General features: G+C 67.0%; 11 protein-coding genes. 4 read left to right on the top strand and 7 right to left on the bottom strand.

Annotation, left to right across the window (positions count from 1 at the left end; all coding sequences use genetic code 11):
- The first annotated feature begins 243 nt into the window (after positions 1-243).
- Together ACSYGN_RS09200 and ACSYGN_RS09195 are read left to right on the top strand one after the other, a co-directional pair.
- Complete coding sequence (locus ACSYGN_RS09200; protein ID WP_460403331.1) at positions 244-6471, top strand: DNRLRE domain-containing protein; 6228 nt, start codon at positions 244-246, stop codon at positions 6469-6471.
- Positions 6472-6499: 28 nt separating this feature from the next.
- Complete coding sequence (locus ACSYGN_RS09195; RefSeq protein WP_460393741.1) at positions 6500-7447, top strand: hypothetical protein; 948 nt, start codon at positions 6500-6502, stop codon at positions 7445-7447.
- A gap of 632 nt (positions 7448-8079) precedes the next feature.
- Here ACSYGN_RS09195 and ACSYGN_RS09190 read toward each other — a convergent pair.
- A complete protein-coding gene (locus ACSYGN_RS09190) occupies positions 8080-8232 on the bottom strand; it encodes a hypothetical protein (RefSeq protein WP_460403953.1) in 153 nt (50 codons plus the stop codon).
- A gap of 715 nt (positions 8233-8947) precedes the next feature.
- Between ACSYGN_RS09190 and ACSYGN_RS09185 the strand changes: the two genes are divergently transcribed.
- Both ACSYGN_RS09185 and ACSYGN_RS09180 read left to right on the top strand, forming a co-directional pair.
- Positions 8948-9772, top strand: coding sequence for a lectin (locus ACSYGN_RS09185; protein ID WP_460393739.1), 825 nt, complete (start codon positions 8948-8950; stop codon positions 9770-9772).
- Positions 9773-9933: 161 nt separating this feature from the next.
- Positions 9934-10983: a glycoside hydrolase family 19 protein gene (locus tag ACSYGN_RS09180; protein WP_460403329.1), complete on the top strand. Its 1050-nt coding sequence runs from the start codon at positions 9934-9936 to the stop codon at positions 10981-10983.
- A 77-nt stretch (positions 10984-11060) separates the two neighbouring features.
- Here the strand turns inward: ACSYGN_RS09180 and polX are convergent, their stop codons facing one another.
- From polX to ACSYGN_RS09150, 6 genes are all read right to left on the bottom strand, one after another.
- Positions 11061-12830: a DNA polymerase/3'-5' exonuclease PolX gene (polX, locus tag ACSYGN_RS09175; protein ID WP_460393737.1), complete on the bottom strand. Its 1770-nt coding sequence runs from the start codon at positions 12828-12830 to the stop codon at positions 11061-11063.
- Between the two features lie 234 nt (positions 12831-13064).
- The gene (locus tag ACSYGN_RS09170; RefSeq protein WP_460393735.1) at positions 13065-13307 is read right to left on the bottom strand and encodes a helix-turn-helix domain-containing protein; all 243 of its coding nucleotides are present in this window, start codon (positions 13305-13307) and stop codon (positions 13065-13067) included.
- On the bottom strand, positions 13307-13798 hold the full coding sequence (locus ACSYGN_RS09165) for a DUF2975 domain-containing protein (RefSeq protein WP_460393733.1): 492 nt from the start codon (positions 13796-13798) through the stop codon (positions 13307-13309). Before ACSYGN_RS09165 ends, ACSYGN_RS09170 begins: the two co-directional genes overlap by 1 nt.
- A 441-nt stretch (positions 13799-14239) precedes the next feature.
- Entirely contained in the window at positions 14240-15769 is a 1530-nt protein-coding gene (locus ACSYGN_RS09160; protein WP_460393731.1) for a helix-turn-helix domain-containing protein, read from the bottom strand.
- A gap of 192 nt (positions 15770-15961) precedes the next feature.
- On the bottom strand, positions 15962-16618 hold the full coding sequence (locus ACSYGN_RS09155; RefSeq protein WP_460403327.1) for a class I SAM-dependent methyltransferase: 657 nt from the start codon (positions 16616-16618) through the stop codon (positions 15962-15964).
- 189 nt (positions 16619-16807) lie between these two features.
- A complete protein-coding gene (locus ACSYGN_RS09150; RefSeq protein ID WP_460393729.1) occupies positions 16808-16978 on the bottom strand; it encodes a hypothetical protein in 171 nt (56 codons plus the stop codon).
- Position 16979: the final 1 nt, after the last annotated feature.

Raw genomic sequence — 16979 nt, 5'->3', positions numbered from 1 at the left:
GCTTCAAGGACTGATAAAGGATCCCGCCGTAAGCGGAGGGATAGATCCCCTTTGTTGTCCCTTACCTTCATTAACCATGTTTTGGATCAAGGTAACTTCACGGTCGCTTCACATGTGTGATGCATCGTCACGAAGTGAAAAGACCGGTGAATCATGATGATTCGCAAGACGACGTCTGGTAGACGCAGACGTCCCTGGTTTGGCGGAAGGACTCGCTGGACAGCGGGAACTGTGTCGCTGGCCCTGACCGTCGCGCTGCTTAATGGCACGTACGCCGCGGCCGCCGCCGGGCTGCGAACCTCCAAGGCTCCGAGCAAGGCGGCGCCTACGCAGGCGGCGGACATCCCGTCCGCGCGCGTTGCGGCCCGTCTGTCGGGTAGGCGCGTAGAAGCGTTGTCCGAGCGTACGGAGACCTCCACGACATGGGCGAACAAGAATGGTTCGCTCACCACAGAACTCAACGCGGGTCCGGTCCGGTTCAGGGACGAGGCCACGGGAAAGTGGCGTTACGTCGACCTGGACCTGATCCAGAACGCGGACGGGTCAGTCGAGCCGGAGGCGCATCCGCGTGGATTGCGCCTGGCCGGCAAGTCCGGCACTCCGGCAAAGTCGCTGCGTGCCGCACGCACGGCCAAGGCCACGGACCTGGTGACACTGGGTGAAGGCGAACAGCAGATCACCCTCCAGTGGCAGGGCGGTCTGCCGAGGCCGAAGCTGGCCGGGACACGCGCGGACTATGTCAACGCTGTTCCCGGCGCGGACGTGGTTGTGGAGGCCACGCGGACGGGCTTTGAGCAGTACGTTCAAATCAAGCAGCGCCCCGACGCGGGCAGTTACTCCTACATGCTGCCGTTGAAGGCTAAGAACCTGAAGGCCAAGCAACTGCCCAACGGCAGCGTGCTCTTCACCGACAGGAAGAACAGGAAGCGGGCGGTGATGCCCGCCCCGGTCATGTGGGACGCAAGCGTCGACAAGCGGTCCGGGGAGCACACTCACAAGGCCAAGGTCGGCCTGAAGGTGATGCAGAAAGGTTCCTCCATCGACCTGGTGGTGACCCCGGACGCCAAGTTCCTCGCCGACCCGGCCACCACCTACCCGGTCACCGTCGATCCGTCCACCTCCTCATTGTCGAACGTTTTCGACACCTACGTGCAGCAGGGCGAGACCGTCGACTGGTCCACCGACACCGAACTCGACTTGGGCAACCCGGGCACCACGAACGCGGACGGTACCCCGCGCACCGCGCGGTCCTTCATCTCCTGGGACACCACACCGATCCGGGACGCGCTGGTCCTGGACGCGAAGCTGTCGTTGTGGAACTTCCACTCGGCCAACACCGACTGCCAGCCCTACCCGTGGGAGGTGTGGTCGACCGACGCGGCCTCCACGTCCTCGCGCTGGACGGATCAACCGTCGTGGATCTCGAAGAAGGCCACATCCACAGAGACCACCGGCAGCCCCGAGTGCTCGGCCCAACCGGACGGCTGGATCAACGCCGATGTGTCCACGCTGGTGCAGGAGTGGGCCTCGGCCAAGGCCACCCGCAGCCACATGGGCCTGCGCGCATCCGACGAGTCGGTGGTGGCGCAGTGGAAGCGGGTGAACTCCGCCAACGCCGCCTCCAACCCGCCGAAGCTGGTCGTGAACTACAACTACCGGCCCAGGACCGGTACGGGCCGACAGGCCGGGCCACCGTTCTTCAAAGGCACAGACGGCACCTGGTACGTCAACACGACCACGCCGACGCTGCGCGACACCTTCGTCGACGCCGACGGTGACAAGGTCAACGGCACCTTCGAGATCGACGACGCGGCCACGAAGACTCAGGTCGGCAAGTATGTGGTCTCTCCGTACGTGCCTTCCGGGCAGCCTGCGTCGGTGACCGTGCCGGCCGGGCTCCTGGAGAACGGCAAGACATACAAGTTCCGTACCAACCCCTACGACGGCACGCACTACAACACCGCGTGGTCGCCGTGGGAGACCTTCACCGTCGACACCTCCGCGCCCTCCGCACCCACGTCGGTGACCTCGACCGACTATCCCGCCGATCGGTGGGTCAAGGGCGCCGGTCAGGCCGGCACGTTCACCGTGACCCCGCCCAGCGGGGACCAGAACGGCATCGAGTGGTCGCTGGACGGCACCACCTGGAACAAGGTCGACACCGGCGGCAACACCAGCCCGGTGTCCTTTTCCGCGACTCCGGACAAGGCCGGCACCAACACCCTGGAGGTGCGTGCCACTGACAAGGCCGAGAACAAGTCCGAGCCTGTTTCCTATGCCTTCCATGTCGGACCTGGCGGGGTGACATCGCCGGACGACGGGACACGCACCGCTGCCCGTGCGCCGCTGGCAGCCGAGGCCGACGGCTCGAACTACGACCATGTGTCCTTCTCCTGGCGCCGCGGAGACGCGGACACCTGGACGAGGATCCCGGCCGGGGACGTCACCGAGGGCGGGCAGGCGCTCGCCTCCTGGCCGGTGAGCCTGTCCTCGGGCAAGAGCCCGAGCCTGACGTGGAACGCCACCTCCACCGTCACCCCGGACGGAACCGTCCAGGTCCGCGCCGACTTCACCGGCCCGAACAACGCCACCACCTCCTCCGACCCGATCACCGTGGTGGTGGACCGCACCGCCGACGGAGCCGCGAGCCAGGCCGTCGGGCCCGGCTCGGTGAACCTCCTCAACGGTGACTATGCCCTGTCCTCCACCGACGCCTCGATGTTCGGGATGACGGTGACCCGCACCGCCTCCTCCCGCAGTCCTCTTGACGGTGGCAACCAGGACGGCCAGGTGCCGATCTTTGGCAAAGAGTGGACCTCGGGCGTGGTCGCCGAGGCGACCAACTCCAACTTCGCCGAGATCCGCAAGACCTCGGACACCTCCCTCGACATCGCGACCGCCGACGGTGACAGCATCCAGTTCACCGCCAACGCCAGCAGTACAGGATGGGTACCCGAGCCCGGCTCTGAGAGCCTGACTCTCAAAGGCTCTTTTTCCACCGGCGATTTCACCCTCTCCGGCACCGACGGTACGGTGACCACCTTCTCCAAGGTGGATCCGGCCGCCACTACCTGGACGGTGACCAGTTCCCTGGCGGACGGGTTGGCCAACTCCACCACCAAGGTGGTCTCCGAGGCCGTCACCTCCGGTGGCAAGACCCTGGCCCGTCCCAAGCGGATCATCGCCTCCACCACCGCGACCACCCTGGCCGCCTGTGAAGCCGATCCCTCCACGAGGGGCTGTCGCGTAATGGAGTTCGTCTACCCGACGATCACCACCGCCACCTCGAGCGCCTTCGGCGATTACGCCGGGCAGGTCTCCCAGATCAAACTGTGGTCCACCGCACCCGCCGCCTCCACAGCCACCGCGGTCGTCGTCGCCCGATACAAGTACGACGACCAGGGACGACTGCGGCAATCGTGGGACCCGCGGATCAGCCCGGCACTGACGACTGCCTACACCTACGACAGCACCGGTCGCGTCACGACGCTCACCCCGCCCGGACAACTGCCGTGGACGTTCACCTACGGTAAGGCCGGATCCAACCCGGCAGCCGGTGACGGCATGCTGCTGTCCGTCTCCCGCCCGACCCTGACCCCGGGCAGCGCCAGCCAGACCAACGGCACCGCCACCACATCCGTGGTCTACGGCGTACCGCTGACCGGCTCGGCGGCACCGGAGAACCTGGGCGCGAGCGCGGTCGCCACCTGGGGGCAGAGCGACCTGCCCACCGACGCCACCGCAGTCTTTCCACCCGACCAGGTCCCCGCCTCCCATGACGGCACCGCCCTGGCCGCGGGCGACTACACCCGCGCCGGTATCCACTACCTCGACGCCTCCGCCCGCGTCGTCAACGAGGCCACCCCCGGCCACCACATAACGGTGACCGACTACGACCGGTTCGGCAACACGGTTCGGACGCTGACCGCCGGCGACCGCGAGCTCGCCCTGGGCACCACCCAGGCCCAGAAGGACCGGCTTACCGCGCTGGGCATCAACGCCCTGGCCGCCGGTGAGCGCGCCCAACTGCTGTCGAGCACCTCCGTCTACGACAGTGACGGCCAGCGGGAGACCGACACCTACGGCCCCCTGCACCAGATCACCCTCACCGCGAACCTCACCAGCGGTACCACCAAGCTGGCCGCCGCCGGCAGCCGGGTGATCGCACGCCAGCACACGACTCTGGAGTACGACGCCGACCGTCCGACCGACGGTACGGCAACGGTGAAGTACGAGATCACCAAGCAGACAGTCGGTGCCCAGGTGAGGTCCTGGCCGGACCTGGTCGCCGACCCGCGTGTGACCACCACCGGCTACGACTGGGGCAAGGGCCTGCCCACCAAGAAGGTCACCGACCCCGACGGGCTGGCTATTACCACCACTACCAGTTACGACTCCCAAGGTCGGGAGATCAAGATCACCCAGCCCAAGTCGTCAGGATCTGACGCCGGCACTACCCTGACGACGTATTATTCCGCGACCGGCAGCGGCACCTGCGGCGGAAAGCCGGAGTGGGCGGACCTGATCTGTGCCACAGGCCCGGCCAGCGACATCACCGGTGGCGACGCCAACCCATCGCAGCTTCCGACCAAGACCACCGAATACGACAGGTGGGGAAACACCGCGAAGCTGACCGAGATCGCCAACGGGGTCACTCGCACGACCGCCAACGCTTACGACGACGCTGGTCGTCCCATTCAGACCGTCGTCTCGGGCGGCGTGGGCACCGCGGTGCCAGACATGACCACCTCATACGATCCTGATAACGGTCAGATATCCGCGGTCACCTCAAGCGCCGGCATCATCAGTCATGGCTACGACCAGCTCGGGCGCCAGGTGTCCTACAGCGATGGTGCGGGTAACAGCGTCACCACCGAGTACGACGATCTCGACCGGCCGGTGAAAACCACCGACTCCGCCCCGTCCACCACCACCTACGCCTACGACTCCAGCGTGGACCCCCGCGGTCTGGAGACTTCCCGCACCGACTCTGTGGCGGGCACCTTCTCCGCGACCTACGACAGTGACGGTAATCTGGCCACCGAGAGGATTCCCGGCGGTTATACCCTCACTACCACCCAGGACGAAGCCGGCCAGGAGACGTCCCGGGTCTACACCCGCAACAGCGACGACATAGTTGTAGCCTCCGACACCGTCAGCCACACCGCTCAGGGCCAGACCGTCACGGATACCGAAACCAACGGTCAAGCCCGCACTCGCAACTACGCCTACGACGCCGTGGGACGTCTGACCCAGGCGGACGACACCAACCCTGACGGGTCGTGCACCCGCCGCGGTTACACCTTCGACAAGAACTCCAACCGCACCGCCCTGGACGTCTCGACCAGTGACGTCGGCTCGGACTGCACCTCCATGGGTGCAGCCACCACGTCGTACTCCCACGACAGCGCCGACCGCCTGGTCACGTCCGGCACGGTCTACGACGCCTTCGGCCGAACCACAGCAACCCCCGACGGCAGCACGATTGCCTACTTCACGAATGACCTTGTCCGGCAGGAGACCACCGGCACCGCCAGACAGACCTGGAGCCTGGATGGACTCCAGCGCCTGGCGAGCTGGACTACGCAGACGCTCTCAGACGGCGCCTGGACCACCACGAAGAGCAGGACAAACCACTACGCCGACAACACGGACCTGTCGACGTGGACCGCTGAAGACACTTCGGGCACGATCACGCGCAACGTGGACGACCTCACTGGCTCCCTCGCCGCGACCACCGATGCCACCGGCAGCATCGTGCTGCAGTTGACCGACGTCCACGGCGACACCATCGTTCAGCTCCCCACGGACACCACCAAGGCACCGATCTCCCGCTCCTACGACGAATACGGCAACCCCGAGGGCAGCGCGACGGCCACCCGCTACGGATGGCTCGGCAACCTGCAACGCTCCGCGGAGACCCCGAGTGGCTTGGTGCTGTTGGGCGTCCGCCTCTACGACCCGGCCAACGGACGGTTCTTGCAGACCGATCCGATTCCTGGTGGCAGCCAGAACCTGTACGACTACGCCGGGCAGGATCCGGTGAACACGTCGGACCCAATGGGGACGAATTTCAAGTACAAGAATGACGGCTGGCAGTGCAATACGGCAGGGTGCATACACCTGACAAGGAAATGCGCTGAACCGAGCGGATACTGCTCCATCTTCTGGGGCGCGAAACTTACGGGTCACTGGCGCTCGGCCTATTCTGTTCGTTTCGAATTCACCATCCTGGTCGAAGGTCACACAGTAAGCGAATGGCACGACTATGGTCACGCCGAGGAGGGCAGCTACTACTGGCACTCAAAGTGGGGGGAACACGCAGGAAGCGACCGCGGCCGGTACCGCTACGACCTGATCCTGCACGGTCATCTAGAGGCCTACAGCACCGTGGAGATCGACTTCTTGGGAGATGTGATCATGCCGGGCGGCAAGAAGTACGTCCTGTACGGCTACGGAAAATGGGACTAGTGAGGCTGCCGTGATTCTTAGAGCGGGTATGTTGCGTGTCATAGCCGGCAACAGCCTCGGTGACTTCGTGGCTGCAGCGATGACAGATCCCCGGGCCGGGAAAGAGAAAGTGACGACCGCTGTGGTGGTCGGCGAAGAGGGGCGGGTACTGCACGATGTTCCCGGCATGCGGGTGGCCGGAGAGAACGGTATCGTGCGCCTCACTCCTTCCCTGCTGAGTGAACTCCCGCTGGACCTGGACTGGGTGAGAGCAGCGCAGGACGCACCGGTCGACCTGATCCTGCTGGACTCGGATCTGCCGACACGATCCGCGTGCGACGTGCTGGTCTCGCTTCAGAGGGAATACGGCTTCCAGGGAATTGAGGTGCTGTCAGTCGGGGGACCGTATCGCTGCTCCTGTGGGACGGCGACGCGGCTGATGGCGCCAGGCCCATCCGGGAACGCCGTGGAGGCACTACTGTCCGTGCTCGCTTCCTACAGTGTCTGCATTGTGGGATCCGGGAACGGATCCGCCGATTCTTTCACGCACTACTGGGAATACGTGTCTGGACTGACCTCGGCCCAGGATTCGAGAATCGTGGGGTCTGTCGCCAGGCAGTTCTCTGCTTGCATTGCGGAGAACTGCTCGGACACCCTCGCGCTCGTGTGCGCGGGGGCGATGGGGTTCGAGGGAGAAGTGGAGACCTTTCCTGCGGGGGAGGTTGTGCGAGTTGATCGAAATTCAGCCAGAATCGTGCGATTCGCGGCGGAGGATGAACCCCTGGCGGTGGAACCGCACGAGTGCGCCGCCGTTCCAGCCGATCGGAAGCCCGCGGGGGAACGCACAGGCGAGCCCACGCGCGGCCACGATGCGCTGACCTGGAGGAGATTGGCCCAAACCATGGGAATCGTCGGCTCGGGAGCGGTGTCACGGACCGTGGACAAGCTGGTGGACATGGGAGCGGAGGTGACGAACTTCCCAGTCCATCGGGTGTGAGGCTGCCCCGATCTGCCGACATCGTCATCGTGACGGGCTCGACACTTCAGCATGAAGGGGATCCCGTGGGATGACGATAGCAATACACAGGATCTGATCAGGCACTTTGTGACGTTGGGCGGCCACGGCGGACTGCGTGGCGTTGCGAATGCTATATCTGATCTTCCACCGGCTCCTTGGCCTCCTCCTCCAGCTCTCTCGCTCGGATGAGACCAAGGAGCCGATCCACTTTTGACATCGGCGGCGCCCCGGACACCCCGGCTGTGTGACAAGTCCTGCCTGACGGGCACAGTCCAGGCGACCGTCAGCCCATCCGGTCACCGCCTCATCGCCGAGGTCGCCCGGGTCGTGGGGCCCCGGGGCAGGCAAGAGACATGGCCACCGAAGCAGCCCGAGGACTCGTCGACTGGCTCGGCCGGTGGCCGGTGTATGCCGTCATCACCCACATCCACTCCGAACTCTTCGGTGTTGGGGTCAGGCGGGGGTGGGGTGAGAGGCGGGCTCGGACCGTTTTGCCTGTGGGTGGGTAGGGGACCGTGTCCCAGTGGTCGGTCAGGGCGGTTACGAGGGTCAGCCGATTCGGCACGCTCCGTGATGTTCTCCGGTACGTTCCGACGCCCCCACCAGCACCTTCACGCAGCTGGCTCGCGGCGGGCCTGGGTCCAGGTGTTGCCAGCCTGGGTCTCGATGATGCGGATGAGGAGGAGGGCGAGCCAGCAGAGGATGACGTGGTACTCGAAGCACACCGTCGAGTCCGTCGAGTTGGGGCGCCAGATGCCGGACAAGGGGTCCGTGGGCAACCCTGTGCCCGACCGGACGCGTGGACACGAGCACATGAACGTTCGACTCCGGGGGTGGCCGACGATGTTTCCCGACCCTGCTCAGCAAGCCAGCCAGCAAGCCTTCAATGACTCCGTCAGGCGGCAGGCGAACGATCACCTGGCTCGTGCTCCTCGTCGTGGCCGTCGCCGCCTCGTGCAGAACCCTGAACTGCGCGCCGACCTCTGGGCGTTCGCCCAGAACGTGCGGACGGACCTCCAGGGGTTCTTGACGGACGTCCAGAACCGCTAGTGGTTCAGCCGTATTCGATGCCTGACCTGGGAAAACGTCTACTGACTTGCTAGCGCTTGGTCGGCGTCTTCCTAGGTGTACCCCCCTCCGTCTGCCGTCCGCCCTTCCCGGTCGGCGGCCGGTCCCGTTTGCGGTGGGCAGTCCGGCCGGTCGGTGCGGGGGCTGGGTGGTATCCCGTGACAGCGACGGCCCGCCGGAGGCCAAGCCGGGCGTGGGTGTAGGTGGTGGCTGTGAGGACGATGTGTGGTTCGTGTAAAGGGCTTCCTGTCGGTTTGGGAGGGTTTGTGGGGTGTTCGCGTCTTGACGTGCGTGGTGTAGACCTCTAGCTTTTCGGATCGGCAAGCTCCGTTTGCCGGTGCGTAGTTGGGGCCACCCGCAGCTTTCGTCGGCCCCCTGCGCGCGTATCCGCATGAAAGGCACCCCCCACTCATGGCCTCTCGCTCACTCTCCAGGACCGCCTTGAGGACTGCGCCTGTCGTGGCTCTCGTGGCGCTGTCGTTCAGTCCGCTCGGTACCTCGTCGGCGGAGGCCGCCGGCACCGGGCAGATCACCGGGCTCGCCGGCAAGTGCCTCGACGTCGCCGGGGCCAACAGCGCCGACGGCACGGCCGTACAGCTCTACGACTGCAACGGCACCAACGCCCAGCAGTGGACCGTCGGTTCGGACGGGACCGTCAAGGCGCTGGGCAAGTGCCTGGACGTCGTTGACAAGAGCACCGCCGACGGCACCAAGGTGCAGCTGTGGGACTGCGCCGGCAGTGCGAACCAGCAGTGGGTCGTCACCGCCGCGCACGACATCGTCAACCCCCAGGCGAACAAGTGCCTCGACGTGACCGACAACTCGTCCGCCAACGGGGCCCGGACGCAGATCTGGTCCTGCACCGGCGCCGCCAACCAGAAGTGGACCGCCCCCTCCCAGAGCGGCAACACCGGTGAGACGTGCTGGGCCACGCACTACGGCCCGATCCCCGCCGGTGCCTACACTGCCAGCGGCGAGGTCTACGACGGCAACGCCGACACCGCCGCCACGTCCCTCACCCGCCAGCCCCAACTGCCGTTCGGCACGCGGGTCCTGGTGACCAACAAGGCCAACGGACGTTCCCTCACCGTCCGGATCAACGACCGCGGCACGTTCGCCCAGACCCAGGCGGAGCCCAAGTGCCTGGATCTGACCGACGGCGCGTACGACCGGCTCGGCGGCGTGCTCAACCCTGACTCGGGGCACATCGTCGTGACGCAGACGATCCTCAACTGAGGTCGACGCCGACGGTATGCGGTCCGGCTCCACCCCCCACCAACCTCCTACCAAGGAGAAGCAGACACCTCATGTCTCCCCGTCTCATCCCCACCTCGCCCAGACGCGGGTCCCTCAAGCGGCTGACCATCGGCGCCGCCGTCGCCGCTGTCGTGTCCGCGATGTTCACGGTCGCCCCGGCGGCCCACGCGGCTGACGGCACCATCAGTGGGCTCGCCGGCAAGTGCGTCGACGTCGCGGGCGCGAACCCCGCCAACGGCACCGCCGTACAGCTCTACGACTGCAACGGCACCGGCGCCCAGGTATGGTCCAACCCGGGCGACGGCACCCTGCGCGCGCTCGGCAAGTGCCTGGACGTCGTTGACAAGAGCACCGCCGACGGCGCCGCCGTACAGCTGTGGGACTGCGCCGGCAGTGCGAACCAGCAGTGGGTCGTCACCGCCGCGCACGACATCGTCAACCCGGCCGCGAACAAGTGCCTCGACGTCCGCGACAACAACAGCGCCAACGGCACGCGGCTCCAGATCTGGACCTGCACGGGCGCCGCCAACCAGAAGTGGAACGCCCCCGCGGGCGGCGGCGGCAACACATCCGGCTTCGTGGTGAGCGAGGCCCAGTTCAACCAGATGTTCCCGAACCGGAGTTCGTTCTACAGCTACAGCGGGCTCACCGCCGCGCTGTCCGCGTACCCCGGTTTCGCCAAGACCGGCTCCGACACCGTGAAGAAGCAGGAGGCCGCCGCCTTCCTGGCCAACGTCAACCACGAGACCGGAGGCCTGGTCTACGTGGTCGAGCAGAACACCGCCAACTACTCGCACTACTGCGACTGGGGCCAGTCCTACGGCTGCCCGGCCGGTCAGTCCGCCTACTACGGGCGCGGCCCCATCCAGCTGTCGTGGAACTTCAACTACAAGGCCGCGGGCGACGCCCTCGGCATCGACCTGCTCAACAACCCCTGGCAGGTCGAGCAGAATTCCTCCGTGGCCTGGAAGACCGGCCTGTGGTACTGGAACACCCAGTCCGGCCCCGGCACCATGACCCCGCACAACGCCATGGTCAACAGCGCCGGCTTCGGCCAGACCATCCGCTCCATCAACGGTTCCCTGGAGTGCGACGGCAAGAACCCCGCCCAGGTCCAGAGCCGCGTCGACGCCTACCAGCGCTTCACCTCGATCCTCGGCGTGAGCCCCGGCTCCAACCTGTATTGCTGAACCAGCACATCGCATGACGGCCCGGTGCGGGTCCTCGGGAGCATCGACTCCCGGACCGCACCGGGCTTTTGGCGTCGTCAGCCATGGGACGTGCGCCGCGCCTTGCGCAGGAAGCGCCGCAGACGGGTCTCCGGCCAGGTGTTGATCACGTCGTCGCCGGTGAGCCAGCCGCGCTGTGCCGTAGCCACGCCGTAGCGCATGTTGGCCAGGTGGGGGACGGCATGGGCGTCGCTGTCGACGGCGAACTTCACGCCGTGCCGCAGGGCCCGCAGGACGTCCTCGTCGCGCAGGTCCAGCCGGTCGGGGTGGGCGTTGATCTCCAGGGCGGTGCCGGTGCGGCCGCAGGCGGCGAAGATCTCGTCGAGGTCGGCGTCGAGGGGCGGCCGCCTGCCGATGATGCGGGTGGTGGGGTGGCCGATGATGTTGACGTACGGGTTCTCGCAGGCCCGTACGATCCGCCTGGTCAGCGCCTCGCGAGGCTGGTTGAAGTGCGAGTGCACCGAGGCCACGCACACATTGAACCCGGCCAGGAACTCCTCCGGCCAGTCGACGCCGCCGTCCGGGCCGATGTTCAGCTCCACGCCGTGGAGCAGCCGCATACCGCGCCCGCTGCCCTTCCCGCCCCGCCTGCCCCTCCCGTACGCGCCGTCGAGTTTCCGCAGCTGCTCGCGCTGGGCCAGCATCCGCTCCTCGGTCATCTGCTGCATGTACAGATCCGGACCGTGGTCGGTGACCGCGAAGTAGGCGTAGCCGCGCCCGGCGGCCGCCTCGGCCATCTCCTCCAGCGGTGCGAGCCCGTCGGTGAGGTCGGTGTGCGTGTGCAGGTCTCCCCGGAGGTCCGACTCCTGCACCAGGGCGGGCAGTTCGCCGCGCAGGCCCGCCTCGATCTCCCCGCGGTCCTCACGCAGGGTCGGCGGGATCCAAGGCAGCCCGAGCCGGGCGTAGACCTCCTCCTCGGTCTCGGAGACGATCTTCTCTTCGCTCTCGGCGTCGAACAGGCCGTACTCGGACAGCTTCAGCCCCTGGTGCACGGCCAGCTCCCGGGTGCGGATGTTGTGGGCCTTCGACCCGGTGAAGTACTGGAGCGCCGCGCCCCAGGAATCCGGCGGTACGACCCGGAGATCGACGGCGAGCCCCTTGCCGGTGCGCACGGAGGTCTTCGTCGTGCCGTGCGCGACGACCTCCGTGACGTACGGCAGCTCGGCGAAGGCCTTCATCAGCGGCCCCGACTTCTCGGCCGCGACGAGGACGTCGATGTCGCCGATCGTCTCCCGCATACGGCGCAGCGATCCGGCGTAGGCGCAGCGGCGGCAGCCGGTGACACGGGACAGCTGCCCGACGATGTCGTCGGCGAGATCCATGGCCGCGTCGAGCTGCACACGGCCGCCGGAGGAGCGGAGGAGTTCCACGCCGTGCAGGATGTTCTCCTCCGTCCTGGGCCCGAAGCCCTTCAGATCGCGCAGCTTCTCGGCGTGTATCGCGTCGACCAGCTCGTCGACGGAGGAGATCCCCAGCTCTTCGTAGAGGGCCATGGCCTTCCTCGGACCGAGCGTGGGGATGGCGGTCAGCCGCCGGACACCGGCCGGGATCTTCGCGCGCAGTTCCTCGACCGCGGACACACTGCCGGTGCCGAAGTACTCGGTGACCTTCTCCGCGATCGACCTGCCGACCCCGGGGATCTCCCGCAGCCCCTTGGCGTCGAGCGTGGACACGTCAGCGTGATAGCCGCCGATCGCACGGGCGGCCTTCTCGTAGACGCGTGCCTTGTACGCCTCGCCGCCGGTGATCGAGATCAGGTCCGCGTACTCCTGGAACAGCCCCGCGACCTCGTCATTGGACCGAGCCATGGTTTCCGGGTGGCCCGGAACGGGCGGTTCATGCCTGCCTGGGGGCACGGGCCGGCCCACTGGAGGGATGCGGTGCCGCCGCGCCCCTCCGGACCCGCATCCCGGTGGGCCTGGCAGGGCGCGGCGGTACCCGCCCGTGCTCCCCACGGCCTCAGCCGCCCATCGGCGAGACGCTTTCCAGAGCTGTCGCGGGTCAGGTGATCCCCCCGTGCATCGGGCGTCCGGCCATTTCTCTCATCTCTTGACCGCACGGTCCATTTCGCCCACGGTGTCTTCGGCCTCCCAGCGCAGCAGGTCGCCCGGCTGGCACTCGAGCACCTCGCAGAGCGCGGCGAGCGTCGTGAAGCGGACCGCCTTGGCGCGGCCGTTCTTGAGTACCGCCAGGTTGGCGGGCGTGATCCCCACGCGGTCCGCGAGCTCGCCCACGGACATCTTGCGCCTGGCCAGCATCACGTCGATGTCGACGGCGATCGGCATCAGATGACCTCGTCCAACTCGGCCTGCATCTGCTCCGCTTCGACGTCGCGCGCGACGGCCTGGGCGAGCAGCATCCGCAGCACGAGCACGATGAGGGCGACCCCCAGGATGGCCACGCCGACCCCGCCCATGATGAGGGTGACGCCCGGGTCGTCCCGTTGGCCCGGCGCATTGATGGCCGTGACCGCGAACCACACGAGGGCAGCCGCCACGATCGAGCCGATCACGCCGTCCACGTACCGGAAGGCGGAGTGGGAGAACACGGTTCCGCGTCGCACCATCGTCACCAGCCGCCAGACGCAGACCACGGCGACCTGGGCCGACACCATGCCCAGGATCGTGACCACACGCAGCGGGGTCAGCGGGAGCGACCCGTCCTCCGGGTCGTTCCCGCTGACCAACACCCACACCATCCCCGCCTGTACGAACACGGTGCCGGCGAACACCACCACGAGCACGGCGCGCAGCGCACCCACTGTCAGCTTTCCCATGACCCACCCTTCCATCGAGTTGCGATGAGAATCTATCGTTTTTCGATAGGTGAAGCAAGGCTCGGACAGCGGGTGGGTGACGGTTTCGCACCGTGACAGGACGCCGCCGCCCCTCCTGAGGCATGGCGTGCACGTGAAGATCGGCCGTCAGCGTCCGCGGGGGCGGCGGGAGATCGCCTGGGGGAGTATTCCCGCCTTCCAGTAGCCGTCGGGCCATGGAATCGGGACCTCTCTGAGGGGCAGCGATGAACAGCGCGCGGGTCGGCTGCGACGGGAGCCTGTCCCGTCGCAGCCGACCCATTGGGGTTCAACTCGACTGCGCCGAAAAAAGAACGCCATGCGCTACGCCGGCCAGCAGTCCGCGCTGATGGTCGGGGGCGCTCTGGAAGAAGAGCACCGGCGTCCTCTCCATGTCAGACGGGGTGCGGCGGTATCTGTGTATCAAATGTCCCGGAAGATCTCGATCTGCGCCCCGATCGAGTTCAGGCGTTCCGCCAGGTCCTCGTAACCCCGGTTGATGACGTACACGTTGCGCAGCACCGACGTGCCCTCCGCCGCCATCATCGCCAGCAGGACGACCACCGCGGGGCGCAGGGCGGGCGGGCACATCATCTCCGCCGCTCGCCAGCGGGTCGGGCCCTCGACCAGTACGCGGTGCGGGTCGAGGAGCTGGAGCCGGCCGCCGAGACGGTTCAGGTCGGTGAGGTAGATCGCGCGGTTGTCGTAGACCCAGTCGTGGATCAGGGTCTTGCCCTGCGCCACGGCGGCGATCGCCGCGAAGAACGGGACGTTGTCGATGTTCAGGCCGGGGAACGGCATCGGGTGGATCTTGTCGATCGGCGCCTCCAGCTTGGAGGGGCGCACGGTCAGGTCCACCAGGCGCGTACGGCCGTTGTCGGCGAAGTACTCCGGTGAGCGGTCGTGGTCCAGGCCCATCTCTTCCAGGACCGCGAGCTCGATCTCCAGGAACTCGATCGGCACCCGGCGCACCGTCAGCTCCGACTCGGTGACGACGGCGGCGGCCAGCAGGCTCATCGCCTCGACCGGGTCCTCGGAGGGGGAGTAGTCGACGTCCACGTCGATGTCCGCCACACCGTGCACGGTCAGCGTCGTCGTACCGATGCCGTCGACCCGTACGCCCAGTGCCTCCAGGAAGAAGCACAGGTCCTGGACCATGTAGTTGGAGGACGCGTTGCGGATGACGGTCGCTCCGGGCTGGCGGGCCGCGGCCAGCAGCGCGTTCTCGGTCACCGTGTCGCCGCGCTCGGTCAGCACGATCGGGCGGTCCGGGCTGACCGAGCGGTCCACGGTGGCGTGGTAGTGGCCCTCGGTGGCCGCGACGTCCAGGCCGAAGCGGCGCAGGGCGATCATGTGCGGCTCGATGGTCCGCGTGCCGAGGTCGCAGCCGCCGGCGTACGGCAGCCTGAAACGGTCCATGCGGTGCAGCAGCGGGCCGAGGAACATGATGATCGACCGGGTGCGTACGGCCGCCTCGGCGTCGATGGTGTCCATGCCGAGGTCGGTCGGCGGCACGATCTCCAGGTCGACCCCGTCGTTGATCCAGCGGGTGCGCACACCGATGGAGCTGAGCACCTCCAGCAGACGGTAGACCTCCTCGATGCGGGCGACCCGGCGCAGTACCGTGCGCCCCTTGTTCAGGAGTGAGCCGCACAGCAGGGCAACGCAGGCGTTCTTGCTCGTCTTGACGTCGATGGCCCCGGACAGCTGCCGTCCGCCGACGACCCGCAGATGCATCGGCCCGGCGTAGCCCAGCGAGACGATCTCGCTGTCCAGGGCCTCACCGATTCGGGCGATCATCTCAAGGCTGATGTTCTGGTTGCCGCGCTCGATGCGGTTCACGGCGCTCTGACTGGTGCCGAGTGCCTCCGCGAGTTGGGCCTGAGTCCAGCCCCGGTGCTGCCGGGCGTCGCGGATGAGCCTGCCGATGCGTACGAGGTAGTCGTCTGCCATGGGGTTGAGGTTATCTCAGATATGAGATGGTGCCTGCCGGGTGGGCCATTCGGGTGACGCTCGGTCAATGCCACCTGCCCGAGCGGGAGCGGGGCCACCCGAAAGATCCGGGCAAATCAGCTGATGTCGTACGACATCCTGTGTCGCTGTGCGTATACCGCGGCCCGCGCCCAGGGCGATCTCGGGCTTCGCTCAGCGGCGATGCCATACGAGCGTGTAGCGCCAGAACAGCCGACGGCGCAACCGCGCGCCGGGCAGGGTGGCATGGGTCTCGCGGACGATGTCGGGAAAGCTCATGTCCGCTGGTCGGGTCCGGGCGGTCATCGAGACGGGGCGAGGTGCCCTGCGGCCCTTGTTCCTGAGCCAGCCGATGGCGGCGTTGAGCGGGACGGCCAGGTAGCCGAGCAGGTGGTCTCCCGGCGTCTGCGCTCGGGAGAGGCCGACGATCACCAGGGTTCCTCCGGGGGCGAGATGCCGACGGAAGACGGTGAGAGCTTCGATGAAGGGCAGGTGGTGGATGGTGGCGACGCAGGTGATGGCGTCGTAGGAACCCGCGGGGATGCCGGTCAGCGCGTCGGCGACAGTGAAGGTCGCTGGGGTTGCCGAAGGAGTCAGCTCCTGTGCACGGGCGATGATCGCCGGGTCGGAGTCGATCCCCTGCACCTTGCCGGCCCGTGTGGCCAGGAGCCTGGCCAGGTCACCGCTGCCGGCACCGACGTCCAGTGCATTGTCGAAGAGCCGGGGGAACTGCCGCAGGATCCACCGGTGGTAGTGGGCGTTGTGGTCCCAGGGGTGGGCCGCGTTGAACTGCTCGAGCGCTCGGAGGACGCGATGCGGCAGTGTCGTCACGCTCTGCCGGACTTCGCTCCTGTAGTCAGCCACCTCTGCCCCGTCTGCATCTCGACTGCTTCGGGTTCATGATCTCAGATGTGACGGTCCGAAAGGCAGCTCGTCACTCTGGTATGGCCGGATGGAGGCTGGGATCGAACGTGTTGTGCCCGGCCCCGCATCCAGCGAGTGGCGGTCACGGCCGGGTGGTCACCGGAGAGTGACTTCGCTCGGGCCATTGAACGGCGCCAAGGACAGCACGGTCCTTGGCGTCCGCAGCCCGGCGTTCTGCGCGAAGAGCTTCCGTGCCGTCTCGAAGGGGACGTCGTCGCAGGCCACCAGTGAGGTCCGGTCGTAGAGTTCACGGATCGTGTCCGTCATC

The sequence above is a fragment of the Streptomyces sp. YIM S03343 genome (assembly GCF_054729195.1).
Note: the sequence above shows the minus strand (reverse complement) of the source record. Positions and strands in the feature narration are given on the sequence as shown.

Bases quoted from the DNA above. Each gene is read 5' to 3' on its own strand.
- ACSYGN_RS09150 (WP_460393729.1), bottom strand. From the start codon at position 16,978: ATGACGGACACGATCCGTGAACTCTACGACCGGACCTCACTGGTGGCC.
- ACSYGN_RS09185 (WP_460393739.1), top strand. From the start codon at position 8,948: ATGGCCTCTCGCTCACTCTCCAGGACCGCCTTGAGGACTGCGCCTGTC.
- polX (WP_460393737.1), bottom strand. From the start codon at position 12,830: ATGGCTCGGTCCAATGACGAGGTCGCGGGGCTGTTCCAGGAGTACGCG.
- ACSYGN_RS09165 (WP_460393733.1), bottom strand. From the start codon at position 13,798: ATGGGAAAGCTGACAGTGGGTGCGCTGCGCGCCGTGCTCGTGGTGGTG.
- ACSYGN_RS09180 (WP_460403329.1), top strand. From the start codon at position 9,934: ATGTTCACGGTCGCCCCGGCGGCCCACGCGGCTGACGGCACCATCAGT.
- ACSYGN_RS09160 (WP_460393731.1), bottom strand. From the start codon at position 15,769: ATGGCAGACGACTACCTCGTACGCATCGGCAGGCTCATCCGCGACGCC.
- ACSYGN_RS09170 (WP_460393735.1), bottom strand. From the start codon at position 13,307: ATGCCGATCGCCGTCGACATCGACGTGATGCTGGCCAGGCGCAAGATG.
- ACSYGN_RS09195 (WP_460393741.1), top strand. From the start codon at position 6,500: ATGTTGCGTGTCATAGCCGGCAACAGCCTCGGTGACTTCGTGGCTGCA.